Source organism: Paenibacillus eucommiae (assembly GCF_017874215.1).
Taxonomy (GTDB): Bacteria; Bacillota; Bacilli; order Paenibacillales; family NBRC-103111; genus Paenibacillus_AI; species Paenibacillus_AI eucommiae.
This window is the reverse complement of sequence record NZ_JAGGLB010000014.1, coordinates 43,736-70,505: the sequence shown is the minus strand read 5'-3', so window position 1 is coordinate 70,505 and position 26,770 is coordinate 43,736. Positions and strand designations below refer to the sequence as shown.

General features: G+C 43.1%; 31 protein-coding genes. 1 reads left to right on the top strand and 30 read right to left on the bottom strand.

Translation table 11 applies throughout. From position 1 onward, the window contains the following. Positions 1 to 15: 15 nt before the first annotated feature. From J2Z66_RS20070 to J2Z66_RS19940, 27 genes are all read right to left on the bottom strand, one after another. Complete coding sequence (locus J2Z66_RS20070) at positions 16 to 2,412, bottom strand: phage tail protein (RefSeq protein WP_209973672.1); 2,397 nt, start codon at positions 2,410 to 2,412, stop codon at positions 16 to 18. A gap of 59 nt (positions 2,413 to 2,471) precedes the next feature. Then, a complete protein-coding gene (locus J2Z66_RS20065) occupies positions 2,472 to 2,831 on the bottom strand; it encodes a hypothetical protein (protein ID WP_209973670.1) in 360 nt (119 codons plus the stop codon). Next, on the bottom strand, positions 2,828 to 5,653 hold the full coding sequence (locus J2Z66_RS20060; RefSeq protein WP_209973669.1) for an H-type lectin domain-containing protein: 2,826 nt from the start codon (positions 5,651 to 5,653) through the stop codon (positions 2,828 to 2,830). Before J2Z66_RS20060 ends, J2Z66_RS20065 begins: the two co-directional genes overlap by 4 nt. A gap of 13 nt (positions 5,654 to 5,666) precedes the next feature. Further along, the gene (locus J2Z66_RS20055) at positions 5,667 to 6,473 is read right to left on the bottom strand and encodes a phage tail domain-containing protein (RefSeq protein ID WP_209973667.1); all 807 of its coding nucleotides are present in this window, start codon (positions 6,471 to 6,473) and stop codon (positions 5,667 to 5,669) included. Continuing rightward, a complete protein-coding gene (locus J2Z66_RS20050) occupies positions 6,470 to 9,079 on the bottom strand; it encodes a phage tail tape measure protein (RefSeq protein WP_209973665.1) in 2,610 nt (869 codons plus the stop codon). The genes J2Z66_RS20055 and J2Z66_RS20050 overlap by 4 nt, the downstream gene beginning before the upstream one ends. Positions 9,080 to 9,081: 2 nt before the next feature. Beyond that, positions 9,082 to 9,342, bottom strand: coding sequence for a hypothetical protein (locus tag J2Z66_RS20045; RefSeq protein WP_209973662.1), 261 nt, complete (start codon positions 9,340 to 9,342; stop codon positions 9,082 to 9,084). 56 nt (positions 9,343 to 9,398) lie between these two features. Then, positions 9,399 to 9,734 carry a hypothetical protein gene (locus J2Z66_RS20040; RefSeq protein WP_209973660.1) on the bottom strand — a complete coding sequence of 112 codons (336 nt, stop codon included), beginning with the start codon at positions 9,732 to 9,734 and terminating at the stop codon, positions 9,399 to 9,401. Positions 9,735 to 9,792: 58 nt separating this feature from the next. Continuing rightward, entirely contained in the window at positions 9,793 to 10,680 is an 888-nt protein-coding gene (locus J2Z66_RS20035) for an Ig-like domain-containing domain (RefSeq protein ID WP_209973658.1), read from the bottom strand. Continuing rightward, entirely contained in the window at positions 10,681 to 11,058 is a 378-nt protein-coding gene (locus J2Z66_RS20030; protein ID WP_209973656.1) for a hypothetical protein, read from the bottom strand. Beyond that, positions 11,051 to 11,494 (bottom strand): hypothetical protein, encoded by a 444-nt coding sequence (locus J2Z66_RS20025; RefSeq protein WP_209973654.1) that lies wholly within the window; start codon positions 11,492 to 11,494, stop codon positions 11,051 to 11,053. The genes J2Z66_RS20030 and J2Z66_RS20025 overlap by 8 nt, the downstream gene beginning before the upstream one ends. Before the next feature lie 4 nt (positions 11,495 to 11,498). Continuing rightward, positions 11,499 to 11,882: a phage head closure protein gene (locus J2Z66_RS20020; RefSeq protein WP_209973652.1), complete on the bottom strand. Its 384-nt coding sequence runs from the start codon at positions 11,880 to 11,882 to the stop codon at positions 11,499 to 11,501. Positions 11,883 to 11,886: 4 nt separating this feature from the next. Further along, on the bottom strand, positions 11,887 to 12,153 hold the full coding sequence (locus J2Z66_RS20015) for a hypothetical protein (protein ID WP_209973651.1): 267 nt from the start codon (positions 12,151 to 12,153) through the stop codon (positions 11,887 to 11,889). Then, the gene (locus J2Z66_RS20010) at positions 12,143 to 12,415 is read right to left on the bottom strand and encodes a hypothetical protein (RefSeq protein ID WP_209973649.1); all 273 of its coding nucleotides are present in this window, start codon (positions 12,413 to 12,415) and stop codon (positions 12,143 to 12,145) included. The genes J2Z66_RS20015 and J2Z66_RS20010 overlap by 11 nt, the downstream gene beginning before the upstream one ends. A 42-nt stretch (positions 12,416 to 12,457) precedes the next feature. After that, positions 12,458 to 13,747 carry a phage major capsid protein gene (locus tag J2Z66_RS20005; protein WP_209973647.1) on the bottom strand — a complete coding sequence of 430 codons (1,290 nt, stop codon included), beginning with the start codon at positions 13,745 to 13,747 and terminating at the stop codon, positions 12,458 to 12,460. A gap of 11 nt (positions 13,748 to 13,758) precedes the next feature. Further along, on the bottom strand, positions 13,759 to 14,409 hold the full coding sequence (locus tag J2Z66_RS20000) for an HK97 family phage prohead protease (protein ID WP_209973645.1): 651 nt from the start codon (positions 14,407 to 14,409) through the stop codon (positions 13,759 to 13,761). Then, positions 14,393 to 15,649 (bottom strand): phage portal protein, encoded by a 1,257-nt coding sequence (locus J2Z66_RS19995; RefSeq protein ID WP_209973643.1) that lies wholly within the window; start codon positions 15,647 to 15,649, stop codon positions 14,393 to 14,395. The genes J2Z66_RS20000 and J2Z66_RS19995 overlap by 17 nt, the downstream gene beginning before the upstream one ends. A 4-nt stretch (positions 15,650 to 15,653) precedes the next feature. Beyond that, positions 15,654 to 17,369 (bottom strand): terminase large subunit, encoded by a 1,716-nt coding sequence (locus J2Z66_RS19990; RefSeq protein WP_209973641.1) that lies wholly within the window; start codon positions 17,367 to 17,369, stop codon positions 15,654 to 15,656. Further along, complete coding sequence (locus J2Z66_RS19985; protein WP_209973639.1) at positions 17,335 to 17,682, bottom strand: hypothetical protein; 348 nt, start codon at positions 17,680 to 17,682, stop codon at positions 17,335 to 17,337. The genes J2Z66_RS19990 and J2Z66_RS19985 overlap by 35 nt, the downstream gene beginning before the upstream one ends. 192 nt (positions 17,683 to 17,874) lie before the next feature. Further along, entirely contained in the window at positions 17,875 to 18,780 is a 906-nt protein-coding gene (locus J2Z66_RS19980) for a restriction endonuclease (protein ID WP_209973637.1), read from the bottom strand. Between the two features lie 83 nt (positions 18,781 to 18,863). Further along, the gene (locus J2Z66_RS19975) at positions 18,864 to 19,547 is read right to left on the bottom strand and encodes an HNH endonuclease (protein WP_209973635.1); all 684 of its coding nucleotides are present in this window, start codon (positions 19,545 to 19,547) and stop codon (positions 18,864 to 18,866) included. 1 nt (position 19,548) lies between these two features. Next, positions 19,549 to 20,298, bottom strand: a complete 750-nt coding sequence (gene terS, locus J2Z66_RS19970) for a phage terminase small subunit (protein ID WP_209973633.1) — start codon at positions 20,296 to 20,298, stop codon at positions 19,549 to 19,551. Positions 20,299 to 20,550: 252 nt separating this feature from the next. Further along, entirely contained in the window at positions 20,551 to 21,108 is a 558-nt protein-coding gene (locus J2Z66_RS19965; protein WP_209973631.1) for a tyrosine-type recombinase/integrase, read from the bottom strand. Positions 21,109 to 21,447: 339 nt separating this feature from the next. Next, positions 21,448 to 21,837 carry a hypothetical protein gene (locus tag J2Z66_RS19960; protein ID WP_209973629.1) on the bottom strand — a complete coding sequence of 130 codons (390 nt, stop codon included), beginning with the start codon at positions 21,835 to 21,837 and terminating at the stop codon, positions 21,448 to 21,450. Continuing rightward, on the bottom strand, positions 21,827 to 22,117 hold the full coding sequence (locus tag J2Z66_RS19955; RefSeq protein WP_209973627.1) for a hypothetical protein: 291 nt from the start codon (positions 22,115 to 22,117) through the stop codon (positions 21,827 to 21,829). The genes J2Z66_RS19960 and J2Z66_RS19955 overlap by 11 nt, the downstream gene beginning before the upstream one ends. 24 nt (positions 22,118 to 22,141) lie before the next feature. Next, entirely contained in the window at positions 22,142 to 22,477 is a 336-nt protein-coding gene (locus J2Z66_RS19950) for a hypothetical protein (protein WP_209973625.1), read from the bottom strand. Between the two features lie 28 nt (positions 22,478 to 22,505). Then, on the bottom strand, positions 22,506 to 22,979 hold the full coding sequence (locus J2Z66_RS19945) for a class I SAM-dependent methyltransferase (protein WP_209973623.1): 474 nt from the start codon (positions 22,977 to 22,979) through the stop codon (positions 22,506 to 22,508). A 43-nt stretch (positions 22,980 to 23,022) separates the two neighbouring features. Then, positions 23,023 to 23,826 carry a DNA adenine methylase gene (locus tag J2Z66_RS19940; protein ID WP_209973622.1) on the bottom strand — a complete coding sequence of 268 codons (804 nt, stop codon included), beginning with the start codon at positions 23,824 to 23,826 and terminating at the stop codon, positions 23,023 to 23,025. A gap of 131 nt (positions 23,827 to 23,957) precedes the next feature. On the opposite strand from J2Z66_RS19940, the gene J2Z66_RS43470 reads away from it, so the two are divergent. Beyond that, positions 23,958 to 24,086: a hypothetical protein gene (locus J2Z66_RS43470; protein WP_281068865.1), complete on the top strand. Its 129-nt coding sequence runs from the start codon at positions 23,958 to 23,960 to the stop codon at positions 24,084 to 24,086. Between the two features lie 93 nt (positions 24,087 to 24,179). On the opposite strand, the gene dnaB is transcribed toward J2Z66_RS43470, so the two are convergent. From dnaB to J2Z66_RS19925, 3 genes are read right to left on the bottom strand one after another with little or no spacing between them, the layout of a single operon-like run. Beyond that, entirely contained in the window at positions 24,180 to 25,526 is a 1,347-nt protein-coding gene (gene dnaB, locus J2Z66_RS19935; RefSeq protein WP_209973619.1) for a replicative DNA helicase, read from the bottom strand. Next, positions 25,516 to 25,863: a replicative helicase loader/inhibitor gene (locus J2Z66_RS19930; RefSeq protein ID WP_209973617.1), complete on the bottom strand. Its 348-nt coding sequence runs from the start codon at positions 25,861 to 25,863 to the stop codon at positions 25,516 to 25,518. The genes dnaB and J2Z66_RS19930 overlap by 11 nt, the downstream gene beginning before the upstream one ends. Beyond that, on the bottom strand, positions 25,829 to 26,764 hold the full coding sequence (locus J2Z66_RS19925; protein WP_209973615.1) for a hypothetical protein: 936 nt from the start codon (positions 26,762 to 26,764) through the stop codon (positions 25,829 to 25,831). Before J2Z66_RS19925 ends, J2Z66_RS19930 begins: the two co-directional genes overlap by 35 nt. Positions 26,765 to 26,770: the final 6 nt, after the last annotated feature.

Below are 26,770 nucleotides of genomic sequence, written 5' to 3'. Positions count from 1 at the left end.
ATTTCCTCCTAAAAATTAGTAATATGGTATTCTTCTGTTGTTTCCATTTATTTTTACTTCAATGTAGCCCATTGGTGTAGCCGGGAGTGCGGAAGCCCCTCCACTGCTTGCTGAAGTATACACAGGAGAAGTAAGGTTTAGATTTCCAAAGTTCCATCTGCCGTTTGCGGTTACTACTGCATTTGTATTGCCGATATCAAGCAAGCCTGAATTAAGATCCTGAAGCATTGTCCTGAACCTCCAGGTTCCTTGTCCATAAGTAGTGCCGCTTGAATTGCCTAAGTACAAATTGCTGTTTGGGCTGATCGTAAGATCGCTATTACGTGACCTAATGTTAGTAAAATAAGTATCGCTTGAATATCGCCATACTCCCTTTGCGTAAACATCAGGCGAACCGGAATCTGCCCCTATATTAAGTTGAGATGATGGCATCATAGTGACTGTCGATCCATCAGATGAAAACATAAGCTTTTGGGACCCAAAGTAAAAAAGCGAGAATGTCCCTGGTGCAGCCCCCGGCCCTGCAAATTGAGTTGCAGAGATAAGTCCATGGTAAGATCCACCACTTGATTGACTGTATAGGCCGTTGCTGTCTATTTGTATCCTTGGATACGTATTACTCGTTTGTAGAACAGCCCCCGTGATTACCCCTCCTGAGATGGTAGGGGATTCTATGGTAGTTGACGTAATTTTGGTTGATTGTATGTAGCTCGGAAGTACAGGTATGGGCGTGTTACTCGGCAAGGCTCCTACATCAGCTGCTGTAGACGGAATGAATGGTTGATTCACTACATTCCCCCAGGTGATAGTTGCATTTGGCCCCATCTGCACATTTGATCCGACTACAAGCCCCATCAACTGTACATCACCATTCGTATCTGCATAAAATCGATCTTGCCAAATCGGAGCTTGAGGTGTTCCAATATTCTTCTTGACCTTGATCCCACCTGATCCTGATATAACAGTTTGAGACTTTTTGTCATCTCTCGTGGAAGTAATCACGTCACCATCAATGACTGTATCCCCGCTCGCTGACATGATCTTAACCAAAGAAGAATTAATAATACCGGCATTTAGTTCATCAGCTGTAAACCCGCTTCCCTTGCCGAACGTCCTCCAGTTCCAAGATCCACCAACCTTGTTGCTGGCTATGGCCAGAATATTAGGACCAATGTACAAAGCGCCATAGTCCGGGCTGCTTATATCTGTATTCTCGAATAACATGCCTTTGCCATCGATGACTTCAGCATTTGCATATGACCCGCTGGCTTTGATTTGGTTCTGAAGTGTATTTATGATGCCATCCAGCCAAAAGGTGTTTACACGCCCTTTGTACGTTGTTTTTTCAACAACCTTTTGCACATTCCGGAACTGAACCAATGCATCCTCAATGCCAGGACGGAAGTTCCCGAGCACAACGTCGGGAGAACGCCACGGTTCGCGCGGATAGCGATTATAACGAAGAATTCGGGCGAGAATGTCAATCCCTAACTCTTCGTCGATGACGCGGATTGTATCGCCTATTCCAAAGGATTCGGAATCATCATATCCGGTCAGCGCCTTGAGCTCCACCACACTCATCTCATACGTCACTTTTGGCGTATCCAGTTTTGTGAGATGATCCAACCCAGCTTGGTATAATTTGTCCTTGTCTTCGATATCACCAAAGGTTACGCTGGATGCTTTAGGAATTCGATAGTTTCCGATATAGGGACTGTCAATGTAAGACGTTCCCGCCACATTCCCCGTAGCTCCTGCAATGCTGAGCTTGTCCTTGCCGTACACATACAGCCTTGTCACGATACCTTGAGCGTCCGTATACTTCTTGATGGACACTTGGTTTTTACCGTACCTAAATTGTACTCCAGTATCATTTCCATATTCCGGATAAAGTGTAATTCTGAATTTGCCGTCCGGATCTGGTAGACCCGAGCAATGAAAGTCACAATCCCACATCTCCAGCAACGTCTTTAATCCACTAACTGGCGTGCAATCCTCAACGGCAAAATCATGATTACCTGCAATCCGTGTTGCGTCCAGCTTAAAACGAGTGCCCAGGATAAGCGCGTCACCAGCTGCTTGCGCTGTGGTGTTTGTTTGAATGATGGATTCAACATACCCGCTTAGCAGTTCAAAAAAGACATGCTCACACTGGATATTAGAAATGAGCATTCCGCTCTCGTCACGGATTTCATCGAATGTGCGGACGATATAGATATCGCCATCCATTTTGATTTGTGCATCTTCCTGGATATACTGCCATTTCTCATCGGACCGCGGAAGCGTAAGGCTCAGTGTTGTCATTCCATTGAGATCATCTGATATTAATACTTCGTCGGCATTCTCCAAAATGGCAAGCCCAAATCCGTCATAAGCAGACTCAAACTGATCATATATTATTGGAAAATTCATGTGTCACCCCCTCAGGTAAATTTTCCTACCCTCAAATTCCCAATCGCTTGGGAATATCGTTAGGCTCCGACCATCTGAACGACATTGATTTCTATATCATCCATTGTGACCGCTCCTGAAAGAACGCTAAACCACGCTAATCTATCGATCGGGGTATACTGCAATTCATCCAAGCTATCGCCGGATTGATACAATTCAATGACTGCTGTCTCACCATCAGAGCATATCCAGATTTCAAGCTGTGTATCTTCTTCTGGAGAATTGATCAGTATCCTTGTGGATTCTTCTACCGTTGCAAGGCGAATGCCGCCGCGCCAATATTCTCCTGAAGAGATTGAAATATCCATGGCCTCTTGGACTAATGAAAAGTTATGCCAGCTTGTTTCCAGCGATCCTTGTACCTGTATAGTGTTGATCATCCTTCAGCCCTCCAATTCACATCGATTTTTCCAGCTACATAAGCATTTACTCTCAATGTATAACCCGTAGTTGTTACATTTTCGGCTGCTATATTGATATAGCCCGCTGTGCCACCTGCCGCTCCTGTAAGCGTCAATGTCACCGTTGGAGGCTTGGCATAAGCAATAGGGAATGTAACTGCCACTGTTACCGCTGTCCCTGCTGTGGCAATTGTCGCAGATGCCGCGCCGCGTTGTAGTCGTTCCCCCGCACCTTTTAAATAAGTCGTAACAAGACTTCGAGAAATTGTACTTGTAATAGCAGCTTGGTCCGTCTGGTTCTGGACGAGATTTGAAACGATTGTTGCTATGTTGCTCGCGTAATCTCCGCTGATTTGCAATGTAGGTGCTGTGAGTGCGTATTGATCTAGTGCGATATAATCGACGGTGTATTCGGCTGTTGGGTCATAATCAAAGGCGTTAATATACGCCCTTTGATTCCCGTTAGAAAAAATGGAGTTTCCTATAAGCCATTTCGAGTCTTTAACATCATTTTTGTAAATCGCCAATATCTTATTAACTCTACTCTTAAAATACTGTGACACTGGATAGTCAGATCTATTCAACCAATATAACGCCCCTTGAAGATATGGCGCTACCTTCTCCCTCACAACTACACCATTCCCGACCTCGATGTAATTCCCACCGTCATGCAGCGAAATATTGCCTTCAGCAAGAGGCAATAGCTCTGTCGTTGGTGTAGCAAGTTCATACGTGATCTTGTATCCAGGCCACCCAGCAGCAACGGAAGTAGGAATTACAGTAACGGCTCCAGTATTGTTTGTCGCATCCCATCGAGTCCATGTCTTGGTTCCTGTGCCATCATAAGGAATGCCAAATGTTCCATTGTTCATTTTATAACCGTACATCATTGCCTTTATTTCTGTAGATAATGGAGAGTAATTTTCACCAAATCCTGATTCTACATCGGCTATGCTCATTAAAACGCTAGTTACACCTATGCCTATTTGGTCAGATGTACTAACTTCTGCTGTTCGTACTGAACGAATAGGTTTACCGTCATATTTAATAGCAGTCAATTTGGTAGAAGATGCTATCATGCCTGTAAGGTTGGGGAATGTGAATCGTTTGAATCCAATCCCATCATCAAAAGGCTGCCATGCCAATGATCCATCTAACACAACATCCCTAACAAATCGATTAAGCCTATACCATTTCCCATCTTGCTGATAGATTGAATCATAAACAGTTCCATCTATGCTCGATGCAGCTTGGTATGGAATCAAGACAGCATCGTCGTTACGCGGCTGGAATGGTGTGGCTGTTGGGCCTGTTTCAAGTTGCGGATTCGTGAAAGTAAAAGTTCCTACGGTATTAGAAGCTATTTGCACGTCTAAAAATATTGTAGTTGCTGATGTTGCAAAAGTTTTGTTTGTAACAGATGGACTTCCTTGAAAGAAAGTAACTGTAGATAAATTTGAATTTTTCTCAACAATGTTGTTGAACTGTCCCACACTATTACCTAAATTGATACTATATGAGGTAGACGGGAGCACAGGTATCCTAACCGTACTGTATTGATAATTTGCTGTAGCGTTTAAAATAAACTCGTAAGGTTTAGTAACGACTGTATTTGGGTGTAAAGTCCACTCTGTAAATGGTGGCAATAAGTTCTTTCCATACTTTTGAACATACACACCACTCGAATGCTGCACAGAATCCACATAAGGGAATTTTGCTGCAAGCTTCTCGCCAGTGTATTCGGGATCGACATCAATTTTGGCATATGTGGCAGCATCAATCTCATAAATTCGTACTCCATCAAATGATGCCGATTCTACTGTGCCTAATGGGAACTCGCAGTACAGGTTAATTGATATTTTATCGCTTGTTATTACTGAGTCGTATTTACAAATCAGCGAGACATTTATATTGGAAGTGTCAGTAACGGATTTTAGATGAGCCGCTGACCCACTAGCATAATCATATAAAGAAAGTCTAACCAACCTGCTTGCTGCACTTTTATTGAAGTTAGCTATTGCCAGATATTTTTTTCCAGATTGTATTGATAATCTGCCATTAGTGTAAATCCCCATGCTATTAGTGACATCTTCAACACGAGAGGTTACTTTTTGAGAATATAGACCATATGAATTTGTTGTATTGTCTATTGAAAATGTACCTGCTGAGGAAACTCTTAGCCATCCATCAGCAAGTCCGTTCGAGTCCTTGTCGGACTCAAAATTTCCATCGGTACCCAACAAATTAACCAGCGTATTCCCACGAATGTTCAGGACCGCAAAAGGGCTGGATTTACTTACCGTCACTATTTGCGGACCATACACCAAATTAACGGTAGTCCTTGCAGCAGCCAAGAGTTGCGCGTGGATCTCGCGGATCAGCGTCCCTAGTGTTGCCCTGGCTGTTCCGTCAGCTCCTAGTCTGCCGTCCACTACCTCAGTCGATGATGTGCCGCTTGAAGCGACTATGTTATTGATTCGCGTCAATAGCTCAAGCAATGCTGCATTTACATCGCTGGCCACCATACCCGATACCGACAAGCTGATTTGTGCTGCTCCATGTGCAACAATCGCAGCGGCATGAGCTGCATCAGCTGCCATTCGCTCTAGCTGCTCTGCTGAGTCTGCTGAAATCCTAGCGGCCTGTTCTTCAGAAATAGAGCTGATTCTTTCCGCGATTTCAGCGGCGATATTTGTGGCATTTGCTAAAATATCCGCATTGAGTGCTTGATCGTTATTATTGATCTTGGGATATGCTTCACGCAGCTTGTCAGATCCTTGCAGCGTTTCAAGATTTGCCATTTCTGATCCCCCTTTATAAAAAACTTGGTCGGAAAATAAAAGAAACCGAGCAGTTTAAGCCGGTTCCCGAAATACTTATTTGATTGACCCCCCTGGCTAGATCCAGCCAGCTTCCGGAGAGCTTATTTAATTTGTTCGTGGATCCTATCTTACAAGTCATTCGCTTGGTATCAATCAGCAGCGTATTGTTGGACAGCGATTCACTGTATACAAGCGTTTTACCGCCTGTAGACAGTGAAAATGTGCTGAAGCTCCCCACAACTTTAATCGTGGGGAATGCGTTCATTGTTCCAAAATTATTTACGTCCACAGTCGTCGGAGCTGAAATTGAAAATGAATAATCATCGCCATCAAGTTTAATATCTCTCTCTAATATGATGTCACTATTGAGAATGATATCCCCACCGCCTAAAGTCGCAAGCGAATACCGCAAAGGATCGTGAGCAACCATAGGCAAAGAAAAGAAAGCAAGGTTAAACGTACGCTCTGTACTGACAGCACCCTTGTACCTTGCTGTATAGGCTACATCCGTCTCATAATCGAATACAAGCTGAATATCTCGCGGCTTCCCATACCCATCAAAGATAACGGATGTAAATGCTTCTATCTTCTGCTGGAGTGTATGTCGATTCGGTTCTTGTGCCCAGGCTAAGGGGAAAGAAAATGCCCGCTCCCCTATATCTGAGCCCCAATCAAGCAAACCGTTTCTACCTTGTATCTTTTGACTTCTGTCTATAGTCGCTGGCGCTAGGGGATGGTCATGACCAGGCTGCATGATCAATCCATAGTCTGCAATAGGGACTCCATCCAATCTAATCACCTAATCCCCGCCTCCCTCAGCCTTTGTAATCTTAGCCTTTCAAGCTCTTGAGATACCCTGTTGATGTCCTGGTCATTCCTAACATACATGGTTTGGATGATAATTGAGGATCCTCCGCCAAGTAATTGTTCTGTACGATCATTCGGGTACACTTGAGATCCGCGGGGAAGATTGACCAACTCAGGCCCTTCCTCTCCGACCAGGCTAAGACCTCCAGGAGCGAAATTCGTTCCGCTCGCATGTGCTGGTACGGTTATTGTTGCGCTGCCGCCAGCAGTAACCGCCCCCGCTTCAATACCCTCTTTTCCGCTTTTAAAGATACTTGATATAGCGCCTTTGATGTTGCCCGCAATTGTTGTGATCTTACCTGCAATGCCACCAACAAACTCGTCTATTTTCGCAGGGATTCCTTTGATAAAATCAACAATCCCATTCACAATATTTTTTCCGACTGTCCCCGCTGCTTCTAAAGCAGTTGTTCCAAAACCTTTAACAGTTGTTACAGCGTTTGTGAACCATATTGAAATATCCGTCGGTAATTTCTTCACGAACTCGATGATACTATCTAGGATAGCTTTCCCAGCTTCTTTCGCCTTCGTCGCGGCATTTGTGCGCCATTCGATTAGCTTATTCACGGTGGATACAAGCCAATCCCATACTTTCCCGGGGAGCTCAGCAAAGAAATCAACAATGCTCTTGAGAACGTTGGTGCCAATCTCTATAGCCTTTGATACCATATCCTTCCGCCATGTATCGAAATCGGTGTACAGTTTGACCAACCACGTCCATACCTTGCCTGGCAACTCTTCAAAAAATTTGATTACTTTGGGTATGCCTTCGCTAAAGGCTTTGATCATCCAGCCAATAGCATAGCCTACTGCATACGGAATTTTCACGAAGAACAGATCGTGAAGGAAAGTTTGTATCTTGCCCGGGAGCTCTGAGAAGAAGCCGACAACTTTATTGAATGCAGCAGGTACGTCCGTGGTAAAAAACTTCATAATGGAATTCCAAATGTTAACGGTGAATTCCTTGATTTCATCCCAATATTTCACTATGGCGTAGACTAAAATACCAACAGGCCCTGTTAAAGCTGCGAGAATGAGCGGCCCCCATTCAATGAAGAAATCTACAAGCCAATTAAAGACATTGACCGCCGTTTCTTTGATCCATTCCCATGAAGCAGAGAGGAAAGCTGATACCTTGTCCCAATTCATATACAGGGCGATTCCAGCAGCTATAAGAGCCCCTATCGCCAGCGCAACCAGTCCAATAGGGTTAGCGCTCATCGCAGCATTTAGAAGCCATTGTGAGGTCGTCATGGTCGTTGTGGCCGTCTTCCATGCCCCGTACAAAGCTGTAACGGTATTGATAATGGCTTGAGCTGCTATCGCCGCCGTAACACCAAGCAGCACAGGTAAAAAGATGTTCATGTTATCGGTTACGAACATGACAGCTTTGGCTAAACCGTCAAATAAACCAATGGCCACATCCATTGATTTCTTGATAGCTCCTTCGATCTGAGGCATCTTCCCTTCGAACCATGTGGCCAACTCTTCGAGCTTAGGAATTATCTTTTCCCCAATTGGAATTAACACTCCGGTTTCAAACTGTCGCCCGATACTTTGAATACCTTGTGTGAAGGAATCGTACTTGATTTCACCCATCTTTTGAAGTGTGTCACGTGTCATGTCCGCATTGTCGTCGATATCTCCCAAAGCTTTTATTGCTTCAACTCCAAGATCCTCGAACATTGTTCCAAAGAGTGCTACGCCCGCTTGATTTTGCGCTAGTGGATCTTCCATGCCTCCAAGCTTTTCTATCACGAGTTGAAACGCATCGCCAGCCTTCGGGCCACCTGCTGCAAATGTTGCAAACATCTCTTCTGCATTTAAACCAAGTGCGGCGTATGCTTCAGCACTAAGTTTACTCTCATCCTTCGAACGAATACCAAACTCCTTTACCGCATCCCCCATTTTATCAATCTGGAAGGCTCCTGCTGCTGCCCCTTGAATAAGGGTATCAGTAAATTCATTTGCATTTAATCCAAGTTGGGCAAAGTGCGGCGCGTATTCATTCATTACATCCAGCAAATCCCCATTCTTATTGGCTCCCATCTGAGCGCCTTGAGCGATCAAAGTGTAAGCTTGCTCCCCGGATATGCCAAAGTTTTGTATGAGTGAGTTTACTGTATTAATCGATCCCTCAACATCCATTTCGAATGTGTCTCGAAGCATGAGGGCATTTTTTGTTAAGTTCTCCAGTTCCTCGCCGGATTCTCCTGTGGTCTGATTAACCTTAGCCATCGCCTTAGCTATATCTTCGAAATTTTCACCAAGGTTGGCATTGTACAGTCTCTTTGTGGCTGCAGCATATTCATCCATCTCTTCCGTAGTAGATCCAGTTTCAGCAGCCAAGCCATTCATTGCCTTTTTAAATTCGTCAGCAACTTGCACTGCCTTCGTCCCTATTGCAGCAGCGGCAGCAATTGCAACAGCACCTAAAGCAAGCGTGGCAGCGCCCGCAGCCTTACCAATGTTAGATAAGCTGTTTTCGGCCTCGCCTGACTCAACAAGAATAGATCCAAACAAGCGAAAAATTTCCACAACTATTCACCTCCCCGATTATTCTTCCGGAAGGCTGCAAGAATCTCTTCAGCATCCGTTATTATTTCATCCTTGGATTTTTGGTTTTCTACTGGAGCATCTCCCGCCGCCCCTGGAGCTTTATAGAACTCATGGAATGGCTTGAAGGTTTGTTTGGTCATGTGCTGATACCGAGATAGGTACATGTCCCAGTGACGTTGCTCATTTTCCTTCTCAGCAGCCTTTTGTATCTGTAAGAGGCCGCTTTCTATATCCAGTTCCATAATGTACTCCAGGTTACCGTAACGCTTCAAAAGCAAGTCAATCACTTCAACATCGTCTATTGACTTGCTTGCTTCAAAAAACTTGCTATGCCTGGGAGCTGCTTCAATTGATCGTATACGCTGGCAAGCTGGTCAAACTCCAATTCCGCAAATTGCTCTGGTTTCATACCTACCAAATCAGCAAGAAAAGCCGTGACTTCCGTTTCTGCAAGATGGAGATTTTCTAAAATTACGGCAAACATTTCGGTACCGACCTGCTTTTGTGCTTCGGCCGTACCCTCTTTGCCTGTTAAATTTTTCGTAGCCTGCTTCATGATTTCTTTGATACCGATCTTCTTAATGATCCGTGACATTGGGAATACATCTTTCATTTTGAGTTTTCTGATTTTCATAATTGTTCCCTCCCAGAAATAGAAAAAGGAGAGCACCTGGGCTCCCCTTTATTTGATATTAGGCTGTTGTAAATTTGGTAATCATAGGCGCGGCAAGTGAATTTCCAGCAATGTCCTTAATACCTGTTCCCGCTATTGTCATATAGGCCGTGGCCGCGGTTAAAGCAGCTGTTGGTGTAAATGTAACGATGGTGCGTGCTGCATTAAGCGATAAAGTCCCAGGCACTAGCGCCGATCCGTCGGCTTTCTGCACAAGGAAGTTCGAAGAGTTTACCGTAGGCGGTTGAATAGCTTCGCTGAAAGTCCATTTAATGGTGCTTCCAACGGCAACAGCAGTCGCATTGGCAGCAGGAACGATGGTAGCGGTAGGTGGAGCTGTATCCGGTGTAAGTTTAGGGTAATAGATTTTGAAAGGAACGGTGTCCAAATCAGAAGCGTCATAATGAGCCATGAAGGTGATAGGCAAAACACTTTCGCCCTTGTCCTCAGTCGTCAGTGTAACGCCTTCTGTATTCAGTGCGTTGAAAATTTGAATGATAACCGGCTTATTGCTGCCTGATAGTCTACCGACCCATGTAATATTGTCGATATAATCAGCAAGTGCAATTGTATTTTTAGCTGTAACAACTTCATAATCAGCATTTGTAACAGAATCTATAGAACCCGTCGAAAGAGCTATTTTAAGTATTTCCGGCGTGATCTCAAGCATATTAGCCATGATAGATACATCCCAGCCATCTATAGCGTTAAGCCCCTTAGCGCGGCCCTTTACCCCATCTACCTCAATTGCGCGAACCGTGGGTACTGCTTTAAACTCACCGCCTCCCCGTGTCGCTCCCAACAGCGTACCCGTCCCGCCCTGCAGATCGTAATTCTTATAGAACGCCCCGGCGTCCATGACCAAACGATCCGCAGTCCCGCTTGTAAAACCTGAATATTGTGGCATTTAATTACCTCCGAATGTTCTGACTTGATATACAATTTTCCTTCTTCGAATACGCTTATCGTCATCGGGGATTGAAAGTCTGTTATCCCGATAAATAACAAAGGCCATCCCATTTGTGCGGATGACCTGTCTTTGTAAAACACTGTCGATCTCTTCCATTATCATTTCAAGCGGCATTGTATCCCCCTTTGCCGGCGCATCCCATCCATCTACATGAAGCACAAAGTTTTCCATGGTGCCATCATCATAGGAGTTTGGTAGCTCGTAGGTCACATAAGGAAATTGCACGTCGTCAGGAGCCATCTCATAATACACTCGTGAGTGCTTAGCCTTAATGATGGATTGAAGAGCTTTCCTCATTTCAACTACTTTACTCATTGTCTGGCCCCCATCCACCATCATCACGGATAAGCCCAGCAGCTCTGTTCTCATTTTCAATAGATTCAATGTAGATCCCCATGATTCGGCGGATGTCGTCGATATTGCTAAAAACAGCATTCATAAGGATCGCCTTTTTTCTTTGTCCATGTGTACCGAGCTCCTGCTCAAATCCATACCAGGTATTATGCTTGATACCAACTATTAAATCGGTTTCTCTCTTTCTTGCCCAGTATTGAAATGATCGCATGATCCGTTTGGATCGCTTCATCCCTACCTGAAGCTTAGCCTGCTGCATGACACGTTTTCGGATCATTTTGCCTACTTCTCGTAAGCCAGCCATTTGCAATTGCTTGAGTGTGTATTGGGTGCGGTCAATGTTCGAGATAAATTCAACGCCATTCCTTCTAACACGGACTGTTCTAGGCATTGCCATTGCTTTATGCCTCCGTTTCGCTGCCGCTCAATAAAAAATCCGAATCTAGCGACGCATTTCCATCAAGTCTTGCATCCCCTCTGATTAGATGGCCAGAAATCCCCTGACAAACAAGTTCTATGAATTCACTGTCCTTTTCAAAGGTACGTATGATGTCATATATTCGCTTTTCAAACTCTAAGCGTTCTTCATCCAGGTATTCTTGTTTCCAAACAATAAACGTCAGCTCCGGTTTCAATCCATGAGCAGCTGCTTGATAGAATTCAGACTGCCGTACCGAATTTTTCTCAGCAAAGATTTCGCGTTTTACGGTTGTGAAAATCGGGTCGCCAATTTCGTTTTCTTCAGTAGTTTTGCTAATCAAGTAAATCACACTATCAAGTCGCATATCCTCACCTCATTGCCAATTGTGTTAATAACGTATGAAAAACAGGGGAAAATTTAATTTCCCCACTCTTCACATTCCACAAATCACCAACGCCCATGACGATAACGCCAACGGCTAGCTCACTTTCAAAACTTTCTGCCGATACGCCAGCTCCCTGCATAAATCCTTTTACTGTTAGAATCTTTTGTGACAATATACCGTTAAAAGCCGTGCTGCTCAAAGAGATATTCAGACCTATTTTACATTGGATGATTAAATCCTCATTTGTCATTTACAACACCGTCCGTGTTATTCGAGTCCTCTGTTTCTTCTGTTTCAGTCGAATCCAATTCAGTTGTTTCTATTTCTACAGAATAAGGAACTAATACAATAACCACGCCGCTGTTTTCATGCTCATAGCGCAGTCTAGCGGATAATTGCTCGTGTTCCTCATGCGATAGAGGCATTGTTGCTTTCCAAAGTAGAACCGTTTGACCTGTAGTACTTTTTAGTTCTACGCCATCAACCTTATTTGCAATATTTTTTTTTGTCATATTATCACCACCTTTTTTTAAGGGGCAAGGAAGCCCCTCTTACTATACTGCTGCACCTTTTTTAATGATTACGACTCCGTTTGGATCAACTAGCTTTCCGTCAGCAATTAGAATGGCCTTATCCACCCATTCATTCGTATCATGATCGAAATAACGGAACATTGTCATTTGCATATTAGAATTAAAACCATAGTTCTTCAGGTTACAGTACACAGCAACTACATCACCCGTCGCAGCATCGGCAAATGGTGCAATAACATCGTCTTCAACCTGAATAACCTCCTTACCACCAAATCGTTCTTGTGGACCTTCGGTAATTCCGTAATTAACACGTCCGATCGGCTGCCCATTGTCATCCACCATGCCATTGATGTAACCTTCGAAGGTTCCAGAAGCCATTAGGAAAGTAGCCCCTGCCTTATATGACAGCGGCATTTTAGCAAGGACCTTTTTAGCCCAATCTTCCCAATTAGCGAACTGTAGCGGTGACATGGTTACGATTTGAGTTGCAGGAACGCGCGGGTCCAAGGTTACACCTAGTGGTTTGCCTACACCATCACCTTTAATAACAGCAAGATCGATTGCCTTGACCATCGCCTCGACAATTAAATCCGTAATGACTGTCTCAAAGCTATCAAGTGTCACCGTGTCAGCCAAAAGCGAAATCGATACTTTGCATTCCAAACCGTAGTAACTGAATGAAACCTTCGTGTTCGCCTGTAACTTTTGTTTATCGGACGTTGGAGTTTGCCCTATCCACGTTGCAACAGGCTTCAAAGATAGAATCGGAACGTCAACGCCGCCTTTAACATTCAGTTTGCGAACACGGGCAAAGACTTGACCGTAGACTGTGATCTTTTTAATGATCTCATTTAGGATCGTCGTCGGAATTACTGCGGAAACATCTGCTGTAGTCGTCATTGCATTGGCTCGAAGCTCCGGCTTCATTTCTCCAGTCTTAGCAAATGACATGAACGCCTTTCGATACTCCAATGTTCCATAGAAGTCCTCCGGTTCAGCCGCTCGCTGTTGCTGTCCTTGCCCACTCCCTGTGCCATACGTTCCAAGGATATGTGCTGATCCCAGAGGATTTCCGCCTAAATTACCTGAACGTTGCTCTAATCCAGAACCACCAGCAATTATTTCGGGTTCATCGTCAGGCATAGCGTCCGTAATGCTGCGTAGTTCAGCAATTTCAGCATTCAGCGTCTCAAGCTCCGCATTAATACTACGCAACTCAGCAATTGCCTCAGCAGCATTGGCTTTCGTACCAAGCTCAGCCTTACGAGCCTCTTTTTTCGCAAGTAATGCTAATAGTTTTTTCTTATTCATGTGTTTGCACCTTAGCCCTTCATCAAAATTTGGTTTTTTAGTTTCAATACTTCAAGCTCGTCTTTCGAGTTATCCAACTGAGATCGGGCATTCTCCAATGCCTTCACCGCATTATCCAATACGGTTTGATCACGAGCATTTATGTCAGTCCCGGAGTAAGCTGGGAAGTTGACTGCGCTGACTTCAATAACCTTTTTAATCTTCTGGATACGGCGAGTTGGCGTATCGCTTGAAAGATCATCCCACTGTTCTTTGTCCACGTAAAAAATAAAAGACATCCCATCGATGTCTTCCCGCTTCACAGCACTGTATAATGATTTAGCTTCAGTATTATTTTCCACGTCTAAATTTGCTTTTACATAGAGGCCCAAGTCATCTGTTCGCAATAACATGGTTGAATTTCCATTGTTACGACGACTGCGAGCTAAAGGTATCTTTTGAAGATCATGGTTGACACTGAAGAGAACGTCATCGAAGTTGCAGCCATCAAAAGCGCCGCGTTCAATCACTTCGAAGAACCATCCCCCAATACTTGTCTTCTGATCGTAGATGGCAGGATGTCCCTCGATATAATTGCCATCATCAACAGCTCTCAAGTCAACTAATCCAAAGCTCCGCTTAACAGGATCATCTTTTCCTGGGAGTTTATTCATTTGGCTCATTTCCGTTATCTCCCTTTGATATATTATTTTTTCCCATCTGGTAGGCGTTTATCAGGCGAGTGTCTACATAGTTGAGTGATTGTGTGCGTCTGTCTCCGTCCTCTAATGGAGGGTATCCAAGAAGTGCTAACTTCTGATTATCTGTAAGCAATCCTTGCTCTCCTGCTGTCTTAAGAAGACTCAACTTGGCGCTTGTACTTAGGTACATCATGTCTTTTTGGTAAAAGACAATCTCATTCCCCATATCTAGCTCACGAGGCGTGAAGATAGTCTTTGAAAAAGCCTGACCAAGACCAATCACCAATGGCTCCAACGTATTCTCGTAGAAAGCCTGGTACTGTTCATCGGTATAATCACGAGAAAGAATGGCCATCGAAACTCCATACCATTCCAAAACGCTGCTTTTAAGGAATGACAATGTATCTTTGTCCACAAACTTAGGATCAAGGTTGACAGGCGTATAATCGCCCTTGAGATCAACCGGAAGAATGCCACTATCGCCAGAAGCGAGAAGCTTCTCGAACCTCGTCCGTTCTGCCCTTTGTGCATCATCATCCAACATTGTTGCTATTTTCAGAATGCCTCTAACGGAAAGGCTCGTCTTGATGCCTTTCTCTAATCCTTGTAGCACAGCATCATTAATTTGCAGCACCTTAAGCAAGGCTGCATTATCTGGCTGCCCATTTAACCCACCACCCATGATGTCATTGACCGAAAATTTCTTCCGGATGTGAATGATATCCGAATAGGGGATCGTGAAGTTATCGCCAGAGCGGAAATAAAGTTTTACGTGAAGTACACCCGCTTCATTTTGTACAAAGTCTACCTGGTGCGGATTCAAGGGATAAAATCCCGTGTAATTTCTTGATTGGTTTCCGTTTGGGAGCTCAGTTATTTCGTATGTCGGATAAATGAATACGTTGTAATTTAAAAACAGCAACCATACGACCTTTTCAAGAAAATCGCGTGTCGTCATGATCTCATTTGGAGCGAATTTAAATAGTCGGTTAAGGCTACCCTTTGGCGTTGCCTGCATACCACCAGTATCTGTCCGAATATGTTTCGGCTGGAGTTTACTTATTTCTGTAGCTATCACGTCGATACAGTTTTGAACAACATCGGAAGCATATATGTCCTGTCCGAACTGGCTGAATATAGGCACATAGCCGTTCAACATCTTTGCTCGAACGTATTCTTTTCCTTTGACCAACATGTTTTTGAAGCTGCTTAGTAAGGCCATTTTTTCACCCCGCTCTCTTGGCAAGTTCAAGGAATTCAGAACGATTGTCAATATAGACGCGATAGCAAAAAATCAAAGTGACCGCACCATCTATTTTCTTATCCTCTTTGCCTTGTACTTTTACTGGCATAATTTCCAACTTGTTATTAATAGTTAATGCTGTATTCTCCAGGCACCAGCGATCTAGCGAATCCTCGTTATAATTAATAAGCTTGCCTCGAAGATCCCTTTCGACAAGTTTCATTGGTTCGCTTATTGGAGCCCAATCTTGGACAACGCGCTGCATGTCAAAACCAAGTCCCTCCATCTCCTTCACCCAGTAAACTGCGGACCATTTGTCATAGCCAACCTTGTAAATTTTAATTCCGAATTCCTTTACCATTTTGACAAACCAAGCTGTCACTTTACTGAAGTCATTTTCATTTCCATCACATACCGTTATCCGGCCAAGTCGAATCCATTCTTTGAATTTCGGCAAATCCTCTTTAGGAAGTATGGCAAGTTTGGATTCGGGTATGAAATACTGCGATAAGGTGTATTTTTGTCCAGCTCGAATGAAAAGCAATCGAGCGCAAGCAAGGTCACCTGATTTGGAAAGGTCCACCCCTCCAATTGCAAACGAACCTCGAAAATCTGCGATATCAAATTTATCTTCATTCGCAATTTCTTCAGCAAGTAGCCAAGCTGCTGCATTGTTCTGCTTAATATTAAAGTCCTTAGCCAACATAAAAACCCGCTCGGCCTTGTCGTGTTGGGCCTTACGGATTTGATCTTTGATATATTTAACTTTCTTAATCGCGCCCAAACTCGGATTTGATTTTTGATGCGATTTCGGATTCTGCCAAACCTCTGCCTCGGAATCTTGCGTATACAACCATACCAAGAGTGTATGATCCTCGATTTCCTTCTCGAGAACAGAACGTCCATATTTCAATTCTTTATCCAAATATCCATCATTTACGAATCCTTCGGTTGTGATGTTAATAAACCATGGCTCATCCTTCGTGGATTGCGATTGATCAATAGATTTTGCAATAACGTTATCCGTCATTTCATTGGACTCATCAAGGATTGCCCCGTCAATGTTGCGTCCTTCCTTATTTCGCGTCCGATCCGAGATTTTGAATACTTTGCTTTTGTTCTTAAGATTGAATATGCCTTTCATGTTCTTGTGGGTACGTTTATCCTTTGGGTCAAACTGCTCTCGCATGTTATTAATTTCTTCGAAGATAATGTTTGCTTGGGCATCATCATTACTAGAACAAACGATATCATTGCCTCCTGTGCCGCACATCATTTCAGTTAGACCCAGAGCAGCACATAGCGTTGACTTTCCATTCTTACGGGCGATTAATAATATTGCTTTCTTGAAGCGCCGCAATAACTTCTTGGGAGGCTTCTCGCCGTAATAGTCCTCATACCCCTTTTCACTCCATTTGAAAGAATAGAACGCCTCGATGAAAGCTTTCTCCCATAGTTCCAAATGAAACGGTTTTCCATAAAACGGGCTTTTTGTATGCTTGCAAAATTTCTCAATAAAGTCGATCCGAAAATGAGCATCCCTCGTATCATATATAAAAGCAGGGTTAACCAAGTCTTCAATAAGATTATCAAGTTGCTGGATGAGCTCCATCCCTGCAATAATCTCACCATTTTTAATCGCGGTGTGATATTCCTGTAGATAGCTATGTCCCTGCATTTTCGTTTCGGATGAATTCATCAAACTCATCATCACCTTCAAGCCCGTTTTTGCTTAATATCCCGTTTAATGTTTTAATCACGACAGAATAAGCGTTGACGTTTTTTAGGTACTGTTTTGCAGTCTCAACCGGCTTCTGCAAGTCTTGATTTTGCGGATGGATCTTAACCATGCCCGTTATCGCAATTGATTGCCTGAGCATATGATTTTCCGCTTTCAAGAATGCCGCATCCTCAACCAGGCCCTCGACTAGCTTCGCTTTTGTAGGCTCTACATCCTCAAATATTTCATTCAATTTCGCAAGTTCTGCCTCATAAACATCCTTTTTTTTCAAAGTTCATTCGCTCTCCCTCCATTTTCAATTTTTTCGGTTTGTGTGCAAAAAGCCTCCCCCCAACGGTCCCTTGGGTTTTATTTTTAAAATTTGGACCGGGGGGCTGGGAAAATAAAAAAATTCAAATCCCCAAATCTTGAGATCATTGATCAAAATAAAAGCCACTCTTTTGAGCAGCTTTTAATGTATAAGCTATAATTTACTAATATCAAATGGAACTTTTTCATCGTAATAAAGTCTCACTATTGCAGCAACTATAAAATCAAATCCCTCACGTTTTAACTCTTCACCTTCATATTCTTCCCAATCCGAAGGATCATTTGTAAATGGACCGAATAATACTTCACCGCCTGGTGGAATTAACAAACAATCATCATTCCATTCGTACATTCCATCACCATTAACGTTTATATATCTATGTTTATACTTAACTATTCTTGATGCACAAAACACAAATTTCGAAACAGGGAACTCATACCCTTTTGCGATAATTAACTGAGGCTTTACAAATGTAATTTCTTTCCTATAATCTCCTACATAATCATCATGCTCATATTCATTATCAAGGTGATACCTGAACCAATCTGCTAAACTGAAATCTTCTTTTCCTTTGACAAACATCTCTTCAATGGTCGTGTTTCGATCAATCACCACATAGCCTGTTCCTGACATTTCAGCATACATATTTGTCCAACTATACTCTCTTGCGCATACGCTCATTTTAATAGCGAATCCTACTCCAGTGTTTTCATTTGGAATAAGCGAAATAGCACCAATTTGCTCCATTTTACATTTTTCTAGAGAACTTTTTGTAAATCCTGAGTTTGAAGCGATGATACCAAAGTGAGCGTTAACGCCCCTCATTTTAGTAAGAAATGCATCAATAACAGGTAAGTCCACTTTAGCTTTCCAATCCTTACACTCAATCACACCAAGTAAATTGCGTCCCCCTAATTTACCACGTATAACAACATCAAACTGCCGAAAATGTCCATATTTATCAACAATTTTTTCATCATGAGTCACTTTTGAATTTGGATCTATCTTAGATTGTATTGAAGCAACGGCCTTTTCGAACACATCACCTTTTCTCGACATTTGAGATCCCCATTTCCCAATATTCTACATAATTATATATGTTATCATAATGGGGTAATTAAGAAAATTACAATCGTTTGGAATTATGGATGATAGTTGTCGAACCATTTGTTGATGTACTCTTTCCATTCGGCTTTTCGGTATCGTCTATCCTCATCGATCTCCAAGCGCCTCATACATTCCTCCTTGCTCACATCACAGAAGATAAGCTCAGCGCCCAAGTTACTCACCAAACGCTCGCGCTTGTAACGATCTGCATAACCCCCGATAACCCAAGCGCTGCTCCACTTGCCAAGCCTAGTCTTAATGTTATCGATCAATAGATTGTGGATCCCGATTACATTGCCAAATAGATTGTTGGGTTTATCGTAGTCGGGCAGCAAAGACACCGCCGAATACAACTGATCCATATCAACGACCAAATCACCACGGCTCATACGATCACGAACATAGGTTGTCTTACCAGCCATCGGCGGACCGAACACAATAAAAACGCCATTGGTCATTTGATGACCGAAGCGCCCGTGAATCTTATTGTGACACTCATGATGGACAACCATGATATTCTCCGGATTAAGTGAGATATTGGTATCGTGTACATTCTCAGGCGTAAGCTCCTTTATGTGGTGAAGCGTCAGCTCGCTTGATTTAGCCACAGGATTTCCACAATACTCACAGCTCAAGCCACGCTGGTTAATGATGAGCATCCGGAATGTTTGCCACTTCTCGCTGCCGTAGAAGTTATGAAGCACCACATACTTTGCCATGTCACCACGCCTTTTCATTCATTGCTTTTACTTCTGCTTTAAGCTTCTCAATACGCAACTGCTGTTCTTCTTCCGTTAACGCTTTAGCAGCTACCTTGTATTTAAGATCAAGATACTTTCCTTTTTTGTCCTGAACCCTAGTAAGCGCATCCTCAATAGCAAGGATTCGCTCCAGCTTCTGAGGTGTCTTAATCGTTCGTTCGATTTCCTTCAGAGACTCTTCATAAACCGGAACCATTTCTATATTGCCGTCACCGTCAAATTTCGGCTGCTCTCCGATTTCTCTACGAAACAATTCGCTTTTACTCGAAACGTTATCGGCATCCCATCCCTCCAGCACCTTTGCCCTCAGTTGAAGCATACGCCGTTCCCTAAGATCAAGTAGCCTGATTTCATTTTCGATCTGAGCGATTGGATCAGTCTCAACTTCAAACAGCAGTATTTTTTCATCTGCTTCCAATGTATCAAGCCAGATCGTTGCATATTCGCCAGTTTTAAAAGCTTTCTGATTGCGCAACGGTCCGCCTGGCCCGCCTCGATTCCCCACAGCATTCTTATTCCCTGTAGGAGCACCGCGACTTCTAGGAAGTGGATCCGGTTGTTCATCCCACCTATCCAGACTCTTCCACTTACGAATTAGAGACGCGTTTAAACCCATCTCAAAGGCGATCTCAGAGGGCTTCATTTTTCTGCCACTCTCACACCAAATTTTAAATGCACGGTCTCTATCCGGGCTTCTACCCCTCGACATTACATCATCTCACCTACCTTCAGAAGGGAATTGAGTTGGTTTTCCTATTTTTTAACAATTGTTTCCAGATAGCCAATTCAGCAGCTTGGTTCATTTCCACCTAGCCACCACTTTTAGCCCTAAAATGGCCATTTGAGTTCCCCTCAGTGTATAGGGAAGGGAATTGAGTAACTTTGCTTAAACTATTGTGAAATATGACTAATTACATGATTGCTTAAAATCAGTTCCACATTACCCTTATTAAAGGGAAGTCTATAGCTCAAATTCGTCCATAGCCTCATCCAAGCTATCTTGTTTGATCCCAATATAGCGCAAAGTAATGGTCTGTTCGCTGTGATTGAATAGCTCCATTAGTAACGCTATATCCCTTGTTTTAAGGTAAAAATGATAGCCAAACGTTTTCCGCATGGAATGCGTCCCAATCTCTTCAACGCCATTAGCATGAGCAGCTTTACTTAATGCTTTATATGCCGTGCTGCTATCTATCGGTTCCCCTATAAGTCCTGAGTGTTTCTTGCTTCTGCCTGTGAACAAGTACTCATAATCTTGTTTCCCTTTAATGTAGTCATCTAACGCCTTCCTGAGCGTCTTACGTATTTTTATTTTCTTACGCTTTTGTGTCTTACCCTCTATAATTTCAATATGCGTACCCCGAACATCCTTAACCGATAAGGAAAGGATATCTGAAATACGAAAGCCGGTATTAATACCAACCATAAATAAAATATAATCCCGTTCGCTACGGACTTTTAAATAATGTTTGATTGCCTCCACATTGCGAATGTCGCGGATCGGCTGGACAAACTTCATATCACCACCTCATTTTTAGACAAAATAAAAACCGCCCTTAGGGCGGAAATGCAAACTATTGTCCATTCATCAGCTTTCCGGATATTATCCGAAACGCTGAACAAGGGACAAGTCAACCTTGTTAAGGGCATTTAACCCCACCTCATCATCACACGCCTGGCGACTTGCGCCTAAGGTTGATCGAAACCCACCGCGTGACCGAGTCCTACAAGTGATAAGGGTACAGTAGGATTCACCCGAGCAAAGTTCTGCTCTATGAATTCAACTGTACCCTTATTGTGAGTAATTCGTAGCGGCATCATAACGACATATAACCGACTGTTCCCCGTCTACTTGCCGTCATTTTACCGTCATAATTTTAAGCGATTCTGCAACTGATTCGATTCCTTTGCATAACTTCCGTTCAACCGTTCGGTCATCCATGTTCTCAGCAAAATGTTCAATAGTTACAACATGCTTGTTCCCTTTAATATACCGATATTCTATCATCTCTTTAATCTCTGCATCGATAATTAGGTTAATAGCACTTTGAAGATTTAGCACCCTATTTTTAAGCAATTGGTATACTTCATGTTGCTGGGTAGATAGCGTGTCTAAGCCGCGCCGCTCAAATTCCGCAATCATTGCTTGATACTTCATAAATAATTTTAAATGTTTCTTTGATTCTTTAATATCGGCTAACGTTGCCCTTTGAAATAATTCTATTTGATTATCAAAATCATTTTCCATTGCCAACAATCCCCTCATCAGAGGTTTTTACCTTTTTCGATACCCAATTGAAACCAATACCCCCTCTACTTATGGGACTTTCTATCAGGTATGAAAATCCCATCTTCAGGTATTCGCCTGGAACAACTCGTAGCGGCCCAAACCTTGTTTCTATAATAGCGGCTTTGGCTATCGGTGACACAGGACAAACCATTAATTTTATGCTATCGATCCGCTTGCCCGACTTAATAATAGGAGTTAGCTTCTGCTCGATCATTTGCAATGCACGATCACTAATCATATTCTCCTCCCATGATCTGCCTACCTAAGCATTGAACATTGCATACGTTGTATGTGTTGTTCTAACTGACTTGAATTTTCCGAAATCAATGTGATTGGTTTTAAGTATTTCGGTTAAAGTGTCGATAATCTTATCCAGTTTCTGATTTAATTTAGGTGGAGCGTTATGACTGAAATAAAACTCTTGCTCAATGAGAGAACGTTGCCAACGCGCTTTAGATTCACATACTCGAAACGATATTTGATCAACGTGACCGGAAAGATTCATAAATACGCAATAGTCTGTATGATTGTTCACAAGGACACACAATAACATAATTTCTGACAACTTTTCATTTATCAATGACTGTTTCTTATTCACGTTTATACCTCCTAAAATTCTTTAATATTCAAAGTTGCCCGTCATCTTTCATGAACACAATCCAATGTGTTTTGCTTCTACGATTCCCGAATAACGGTTTGTGGTCTATCGCTTTGAGGATTTCGCTAATGCTGATTTGATCCTCATTCCACTTGAATATGAGCGTGCCGTTCGGCTTGAGAACCCTCATGCACTCATAAAATCCTTGCTTTATGTCCTCTTTCCAATCAGGCCCAAGGCGTCCGTATTTCTTGGCCAACCACGAATCCTCACCAGCCTTTAACAAATGCGGCGGATCGAATACCACCATATAGAATGAACTGTCTTCAAAAGGCATGTTTCTAAAATCAGCTACTATGTCTGGACTAACCTCCAGCTTTCTACCATCACACAGTGTGTCGCTTAATTGGCGGTTATCCATAAACAGCGCATTGTCATTCTTCTTGTCGAACCAAAACATCCGACTGCCGCAGCAAGCGTCTAAAACGCGGGCTTCTTGCATCCCTTCCTACCTCCCATGTCCTTCCATATTCATCGAATGTTCGTTAGAAAAGCGTCATCTGTCGGCCCATTACTCCACTAGCGACCGGGTTAATCCAGATAACTTCTGTCCGTACGGATCCATTCTCAATAATTTGTTTTTGCTCTTCTCGTGTCCAATCAGAAAGCATTGATTCATACAAAGGATGAGTATAGCCAGACAAGATGACTGGTCCAGTGTGCGCCTGCAGCGTGCGTATAAGTTCAATATGATCGGCATCCGTCATTTCGTTGTCGTAAATTTTTCCATTACGAGTTTCCATGAGGTACGGCGGATCCGCATAGATCAAAACGTCTGGACGATTATATCTAGTGATTACCTGAAGCGCTGGCCGATTCTCGATTTGAACGTCTTTAAGCCTTTCAGCTACATCCATTATCTTTGTCGGTAGGTCATTCCATTGCTTCACACGATAAGAATCGTCTGCCGTACCTCTGCATTTCCATCCAGATATTGAACCAGTCTTCACCCTGATCGACTGCCAGCAGCGAACCAGAAAGCGCCTTGCTCGTTCAATTTCATTTCCAGATGGCTTATGTGAGTCCAAGTATTCTTGTCTTGAATATGGTGTCCAGTGAATTCCATGGGCAAGCTGATCTGGTTGATCACGAATCACTTTGAAGAGATTAATCACGTCACCGTCAATATCATTGATAGTTTCCAATCCCGAAGGCTGTTTATTAAAAAGAACAGCGCCGGATCCAAAGTATGGTTCGAGATAGACAGCATGCGGCGGCATGTGGTCGATAATCCATTCTGCCATACTCCACTTGCTGCCGGGATAGTGGAGTATCCTTGGAACTCCCATACGTACATCCTCCTATCTAATCTGAAACGGTTCAACTACGTTTTACTCCCCCCCTGTTTCGGAATAAGTAAAAAATTTCGCAACTATGATACAGGGTAAAACGATGTTTATCGTAGAAAGGGGGAATGTGCATGAACTGGTTTAAAAAATTCTTGAAAAACAAGCGATATAGACAAGCTATCATCCTTAAAGTGTTGTTAGGTATCTTTATCGCAACTGTTGGAAGGGTTTTGTTTGCTTTACTCATGGGGTTGCTATAATACAATCCGTTTATACTGACTGACTCTGGAAATGCCCTCCATTTTTGAGGGCTATTTTTATTTAGTAACACAATATTCATTATGTTACTTGGTTTAAGATACATTTCTATCCATGCTGACGAACTTATTATAATTTTTCAGGAACGCGAGCTCCACTGTTCCGGTAGGTCCGTTTCGCTGCTTGGCTATTATGATTTCAATGATATTCTTCTTCTCGGATTCCTTATCGTAGTAGTCATCCCGATACAAAAAAGCTACGATATCGGCATCTTGTTCAATTGCTCCAGATTCACGAAGGTCAGACATCATAGGTCGTTTATCTTGCCGCTGCTCCACTCCCCTGCTGAGCTGAGACAAAGCTATTATTGGAACTTCTAATTCACGCGCCAGCTGTTTTAATGTCCGAGAAATACCAGATACCTCTTCTTGACGATTCGATCCGCGGCCCGTCCCCTGAATGAGCTGCAGGTAATCGATCAGGATCATGCCGAGTCCCTTCTCCTTTTTAAGCTTCCGGCATTTTGAGCGGATCTCATTCACCGTAATTCCCGGTGTGTCATCGATATAAATATCTGCTTCTGACAATTTTCCAACTGCCATCGTCATTTTCTCCCAATCATCGCCCTCGAAATAACCACTCCGCATCCGACTTGCATCAATCATACCCTCCGCGCAAATCATACGCTGGACAAGTTGGGACCCTGACATTTCCAAGCTAAAAATAGCTACTGTTTCCCCCGTTTTTATAGAAACGTTCTGAGCGATGTTCAAAGCGAATGCTGTTTTCCCAACCGAAGGCCTGGCAGCGACTATAATCAAGTCCCCGTCCTGGAAACCAGCTGTCATCTTGTCCAAATCGTCATAACAGGATCTAATACCCGTAACACCCCGATTAGCAAATCTATTATTATACCGGTGCTCTGCATCTTCCCATACTTCCATCAGGACATCTCGTATTCCCACAAACTCTTTCGCCTTAGCTGATTTATCCGATATCTTAGCAATTGATGTTTCTGCCATCGCGACAAACCCTTTGATGTCTTGCTCCTCAGCCGCTTGCTTTAATAAATCAAGAGCAATTTGAATGGCTTCACGCTTGAGAAACATTTCCTTCACACGTTCCACGTAATATCCAGTGTTTGCAACTGTCGGCACCGCATTAGCCAGATTGGACAAGTAGGTTACACCGCCCACAATTGCAAGCTCCTCAGAATCTTCCAATTGTCCAGTCAACGATACAAGATCTAGAGGATTTCCAGCGTTACGGACGTGGGACATTGCCCTGAAAATTCGGGAATTCTTCTTATCGAAAAATTCGCCACCTATTAGCTTTTCTTTTACGATTTCGAACATGGTTTCATCCAAGAGAATAGCTCCAAGAATCGATTGCTCCGCGCCGATATCTGCAGGTAATTCTATGTCAGACAGGTTAGCTATCAAATTGTTCGCCTCGCAGTCTAGTTCTCATTGTTTCCCAATATCCATCAGGTGGCGGACTATCAATCTTAGCCCATTCATTCATGTTTGCCTCATGTGCAGCTGCTTGCTCCTTGCTTCGCTGGCTATCAAGCTGATCACCGAGACATCCACGGATATCTGAAATCTTTGGAAAATATTTATTTGTCTTCACATGATCATCCACATTTTTCAGTGCAGCGGCTAAGGGGAAATCTTTGAGTCGTTTGTAATGTCGCTCTATTTCCTCTTCACTTACATCAAAAGTGGGGTACTCTTCCTTGATCTCAATCATGAGGTCTATCACCTCTGCTCTGTTCACGCTGCCGTTCCTCCTCTGCTTTTCTACGTAGATCATCGAGTGCTTGCTGCTGCTTTGTACGTTTTGGCGATCCAATGGCGACCCCAGGGACTGGAACCCCGCTGGTTATGGACTCATCACCAAGGGCGACTGTAGGGGATGGCACCCTGTCAGTTATGGCTTTCCGAGACTTCCAAGCTTCCAAAATAGCATCTTCGTAATACGCAAAAGTGTTAATCTTTGTACCTTTTGGGGTTTCTCTCTCATAAATTAGGGCCATTACTTTAGCGATGAAACCAGCTGGTATTTTCTTTTTATCAATCATTGACTCCATCAGAGTAATGTCAGTGGGCTTGACATGTATGTCTAATTTTTTATGGATGTTACAAAATTCTTTAAAAATGAATTCGAACGGGTCAGCAATAGTAGTAGTAATAGTAATAGTATCTTTTAATACAGTGTCCAAATTTTGGACAGGTTTTTCATTTTTAGCCTCTAACCTGTCCATATTTTGGACTGCTATTTCACTTACACCCTCAAACCTGTCCATTTCTTGGACTGCTTTTCCACCTACATCCTCTAACCTGTCCATATTTTGGACTGCTTTTATTCTAAGAAAATCGAAATTCAAGATATATTCACCTCTCGATTTCCCCCGAGGTGGAGCTTTATAAGCTATAATTCCTGCTTCTGCAAGCATGTCACGATACGTATCAATGGTTGTACGGCTCTTAATTCCTGTTTGGTAATGCAGCTCTGTAAGGGTCATGCTAAAAGATGCGTCCCATCCGAGTTTCCTTGATTTACGCCATAAGGCTAAGATAATTGCTGTTCCATTCGGTCCATAGGTTTCGGGTCCGCTAATGTCCTCATATTGGTCAAGCAGGCTTTCCAGGGACGGTTGTAGGTACGTATCATGCATGTACGC

What these genes read in the sequence shown, in the direction of transcription:
- J2Z66_RS20070 (WP_209973672.1), bottom strand. Translation starts at nt 2,412, where the DNA reads ATGAATTTTCCAATAATATATGATCAGTTTGAGTCTGCTTATGACGGA.
- J2Z66_RS20065 (WP_209973670.1), bottom strand. Translation starts at nt 2,831, where the DNA reads ATGATCAACACTATACAGGTACAAGGATCGCTGGAAACAAGCTGGCAT.
- J2Z66_RS20060 (WP_209973669.1), bottom strand. Translation starts at nt 5,653, where the DNA reads ATGGCAAATCTTGAAACGCTGCAAGGATCTGACAAGCTGCGTGAAGCA.
- J2Z66_RS20045 (WP_209973662.1), bottom strand. Translation starts at nt 9,342, where the DNA reads ATGGAACTGGATATAGAAAGCGGCCTCTTACAGATACAAAAGGCTGCT.
- J2Z66_RS20040 (WP_209973660.1), bottom strand. Translation starts at nt 9,734, where the DNA reads ATGAAAATCAGAAAACTCAAAATGAAAGATGTATTCCCAATGTCACGG.
- J2Z66_RS20035 (WP_209973658.1), bottom strand. Translation starts at nt 10,680, where the DNA reads ATGCCACAATATTCAGGTTTTACAAGCGGGACTGCGGATCGTTTGGTC.
- J2Z66_RS20030 (WP_209973656.1), bottom strand. Translation starts at nt 11,058, where the DNA reads ATGAGTAAAGTAGTTGAAATGAGGAAAGCTCTTCAATCCATCATTAAG.
- J2Z66_RS20025 (WP_209973654.1), bottom strand. Translation starts at nt 11,494, where the DNA reads ATGGCAATGCCTAGAACAGTCCGTGTTAGAAGGAATGGCGTTGAATTT.
- J2Z66_RS20020 (WP_209973652.1), bottom strand. Translation starts at nt 11,882, where the DNA reads ATGCGACTTGATAGTGTGATTTACTTGATTAGCAAAACTACTGAAGAA.
- J2Z66_RS20015 (WP_209973651.1), bottom strand. Translation starts at nt 12,153, where the DNA reads ATGACAAATGAGGATTTAATCATCCAATGTAAAATAGGTCTGAATATC.
- J2Z66_RS20010 (WP_209973649.1), bottom strand. Translation starts at nt 12,415, where the DNA reads ATGACAAAAAAAAATATTGCAAATAAGGTTGATGGCGTAGAACTAAAA.
- J2Z66_RS20005 (WP_209973647.1), bottom strand. Translation starts at nt 13,747, where the DNA reads ATGAATAAGAAAAAACTATTAGCATTACTTGCGAAAAAAGAGGCTCGT.
- J2Z66_RS20000 (WP_209973645.1), bottom strand. Translation starts at nt 14,409, where the DNA reads ATGAGCCAAATGAATAAACTCCCAGGAAAAGATGATCCTGTTAAGCGG.
- J2Z66_RS19995 (WP_209973643.1), bottom strand. Translation starts at nt 15,649, where the DNA reads ATGGCCTTACTAAGCAGCTTCAAAAACATGTTGGTCAAAGGAAAAGAA.
- J2Z66_RS19990 (WP_209973641.1), bottom strand. Translation starts at nt 17,369, where the DNA reads ATGAATTCATCCGAAACGAAAATGCAGGGACATAGCTATCTACAGGAA.
- J2Z66_RS19980 (WP_209973637.1), bottom strand. Translation starts at nt 18,780, where the DNA reads ATGTCGAGAAAAGGTGATGTGTTCGAAAAGGCCGTTGCTTCAATACAA.
- J2Z66_RS19975 (WP_209973635.1), bottom strand. Translation starts at nt 19,547, where the DNA reads ATGGCAAAGTATGTGGTGCTTCATAACTTCTACGGCAGCGAGAAGTGG.
- terS (WP_209973633.1), bottom strand. Translation starts at nt 20,298, where the DNA reads ATGTCGAGGGGTAGAAGCCCGGATAGAGACCGTGCATTTAAAATTTGG.
- J2Z66_RS19965 (WP_209973631.1), bottom strand. Translation starts at nt 21,108, where the DNA reads ATGAAGTTTGTCCAGCCGATCCGCGACATTCGCAATGTGGAGGCAATC.
- J2Z66_RS19960 (WP_209973629.1), bottom strand. Translation starts at nt 21,837, where the DNA reads ATGGAAAATGATTTTGATAATCAAATAGAATTATTTCAAAGGGCAACG.
- J2Z66_RS19955 (WP_209973627.1), bottom strand. Translation starts at nt 22,117, where the DNA reads ATGATTAGTGATCGTGCATTGCAAATGATCGAGCAGAAGCTAACTCCT.
- J2Z66_RS19945 (WP_209973623.1), bottom strand. Translation starts at nt 22,979, where the DNA reads ATGCAAGAAGCCCGCGTTTTAGACGCTTGCTGCGGCAGTCGGATGTTT.
- J2Z66_RS19940 (WP_209973622.1), bottom strand. Translation starts at nt 23,826, where the DNA reads ATGGGAGTTCCAAGGATACTCCACTATCCCGGCAGCAAGTGGAGTATG.
- J2Z66_RS43470 (WP_281068865.1), top strand. Translation starts at nt 23,958, where the DNA reads ATGAACTGGTTTAAAAAATTCTTGAAAAACAAGCGATATAGACAAGCT.
- J2Z66_RS19925 (WP_209973615.1), bottom strand. Translation starts at nt 26,764, where the DNA reads ATGCATGATACGTACCTACAACCGTCCCTGGAAAGCCTGCTTGACCAA.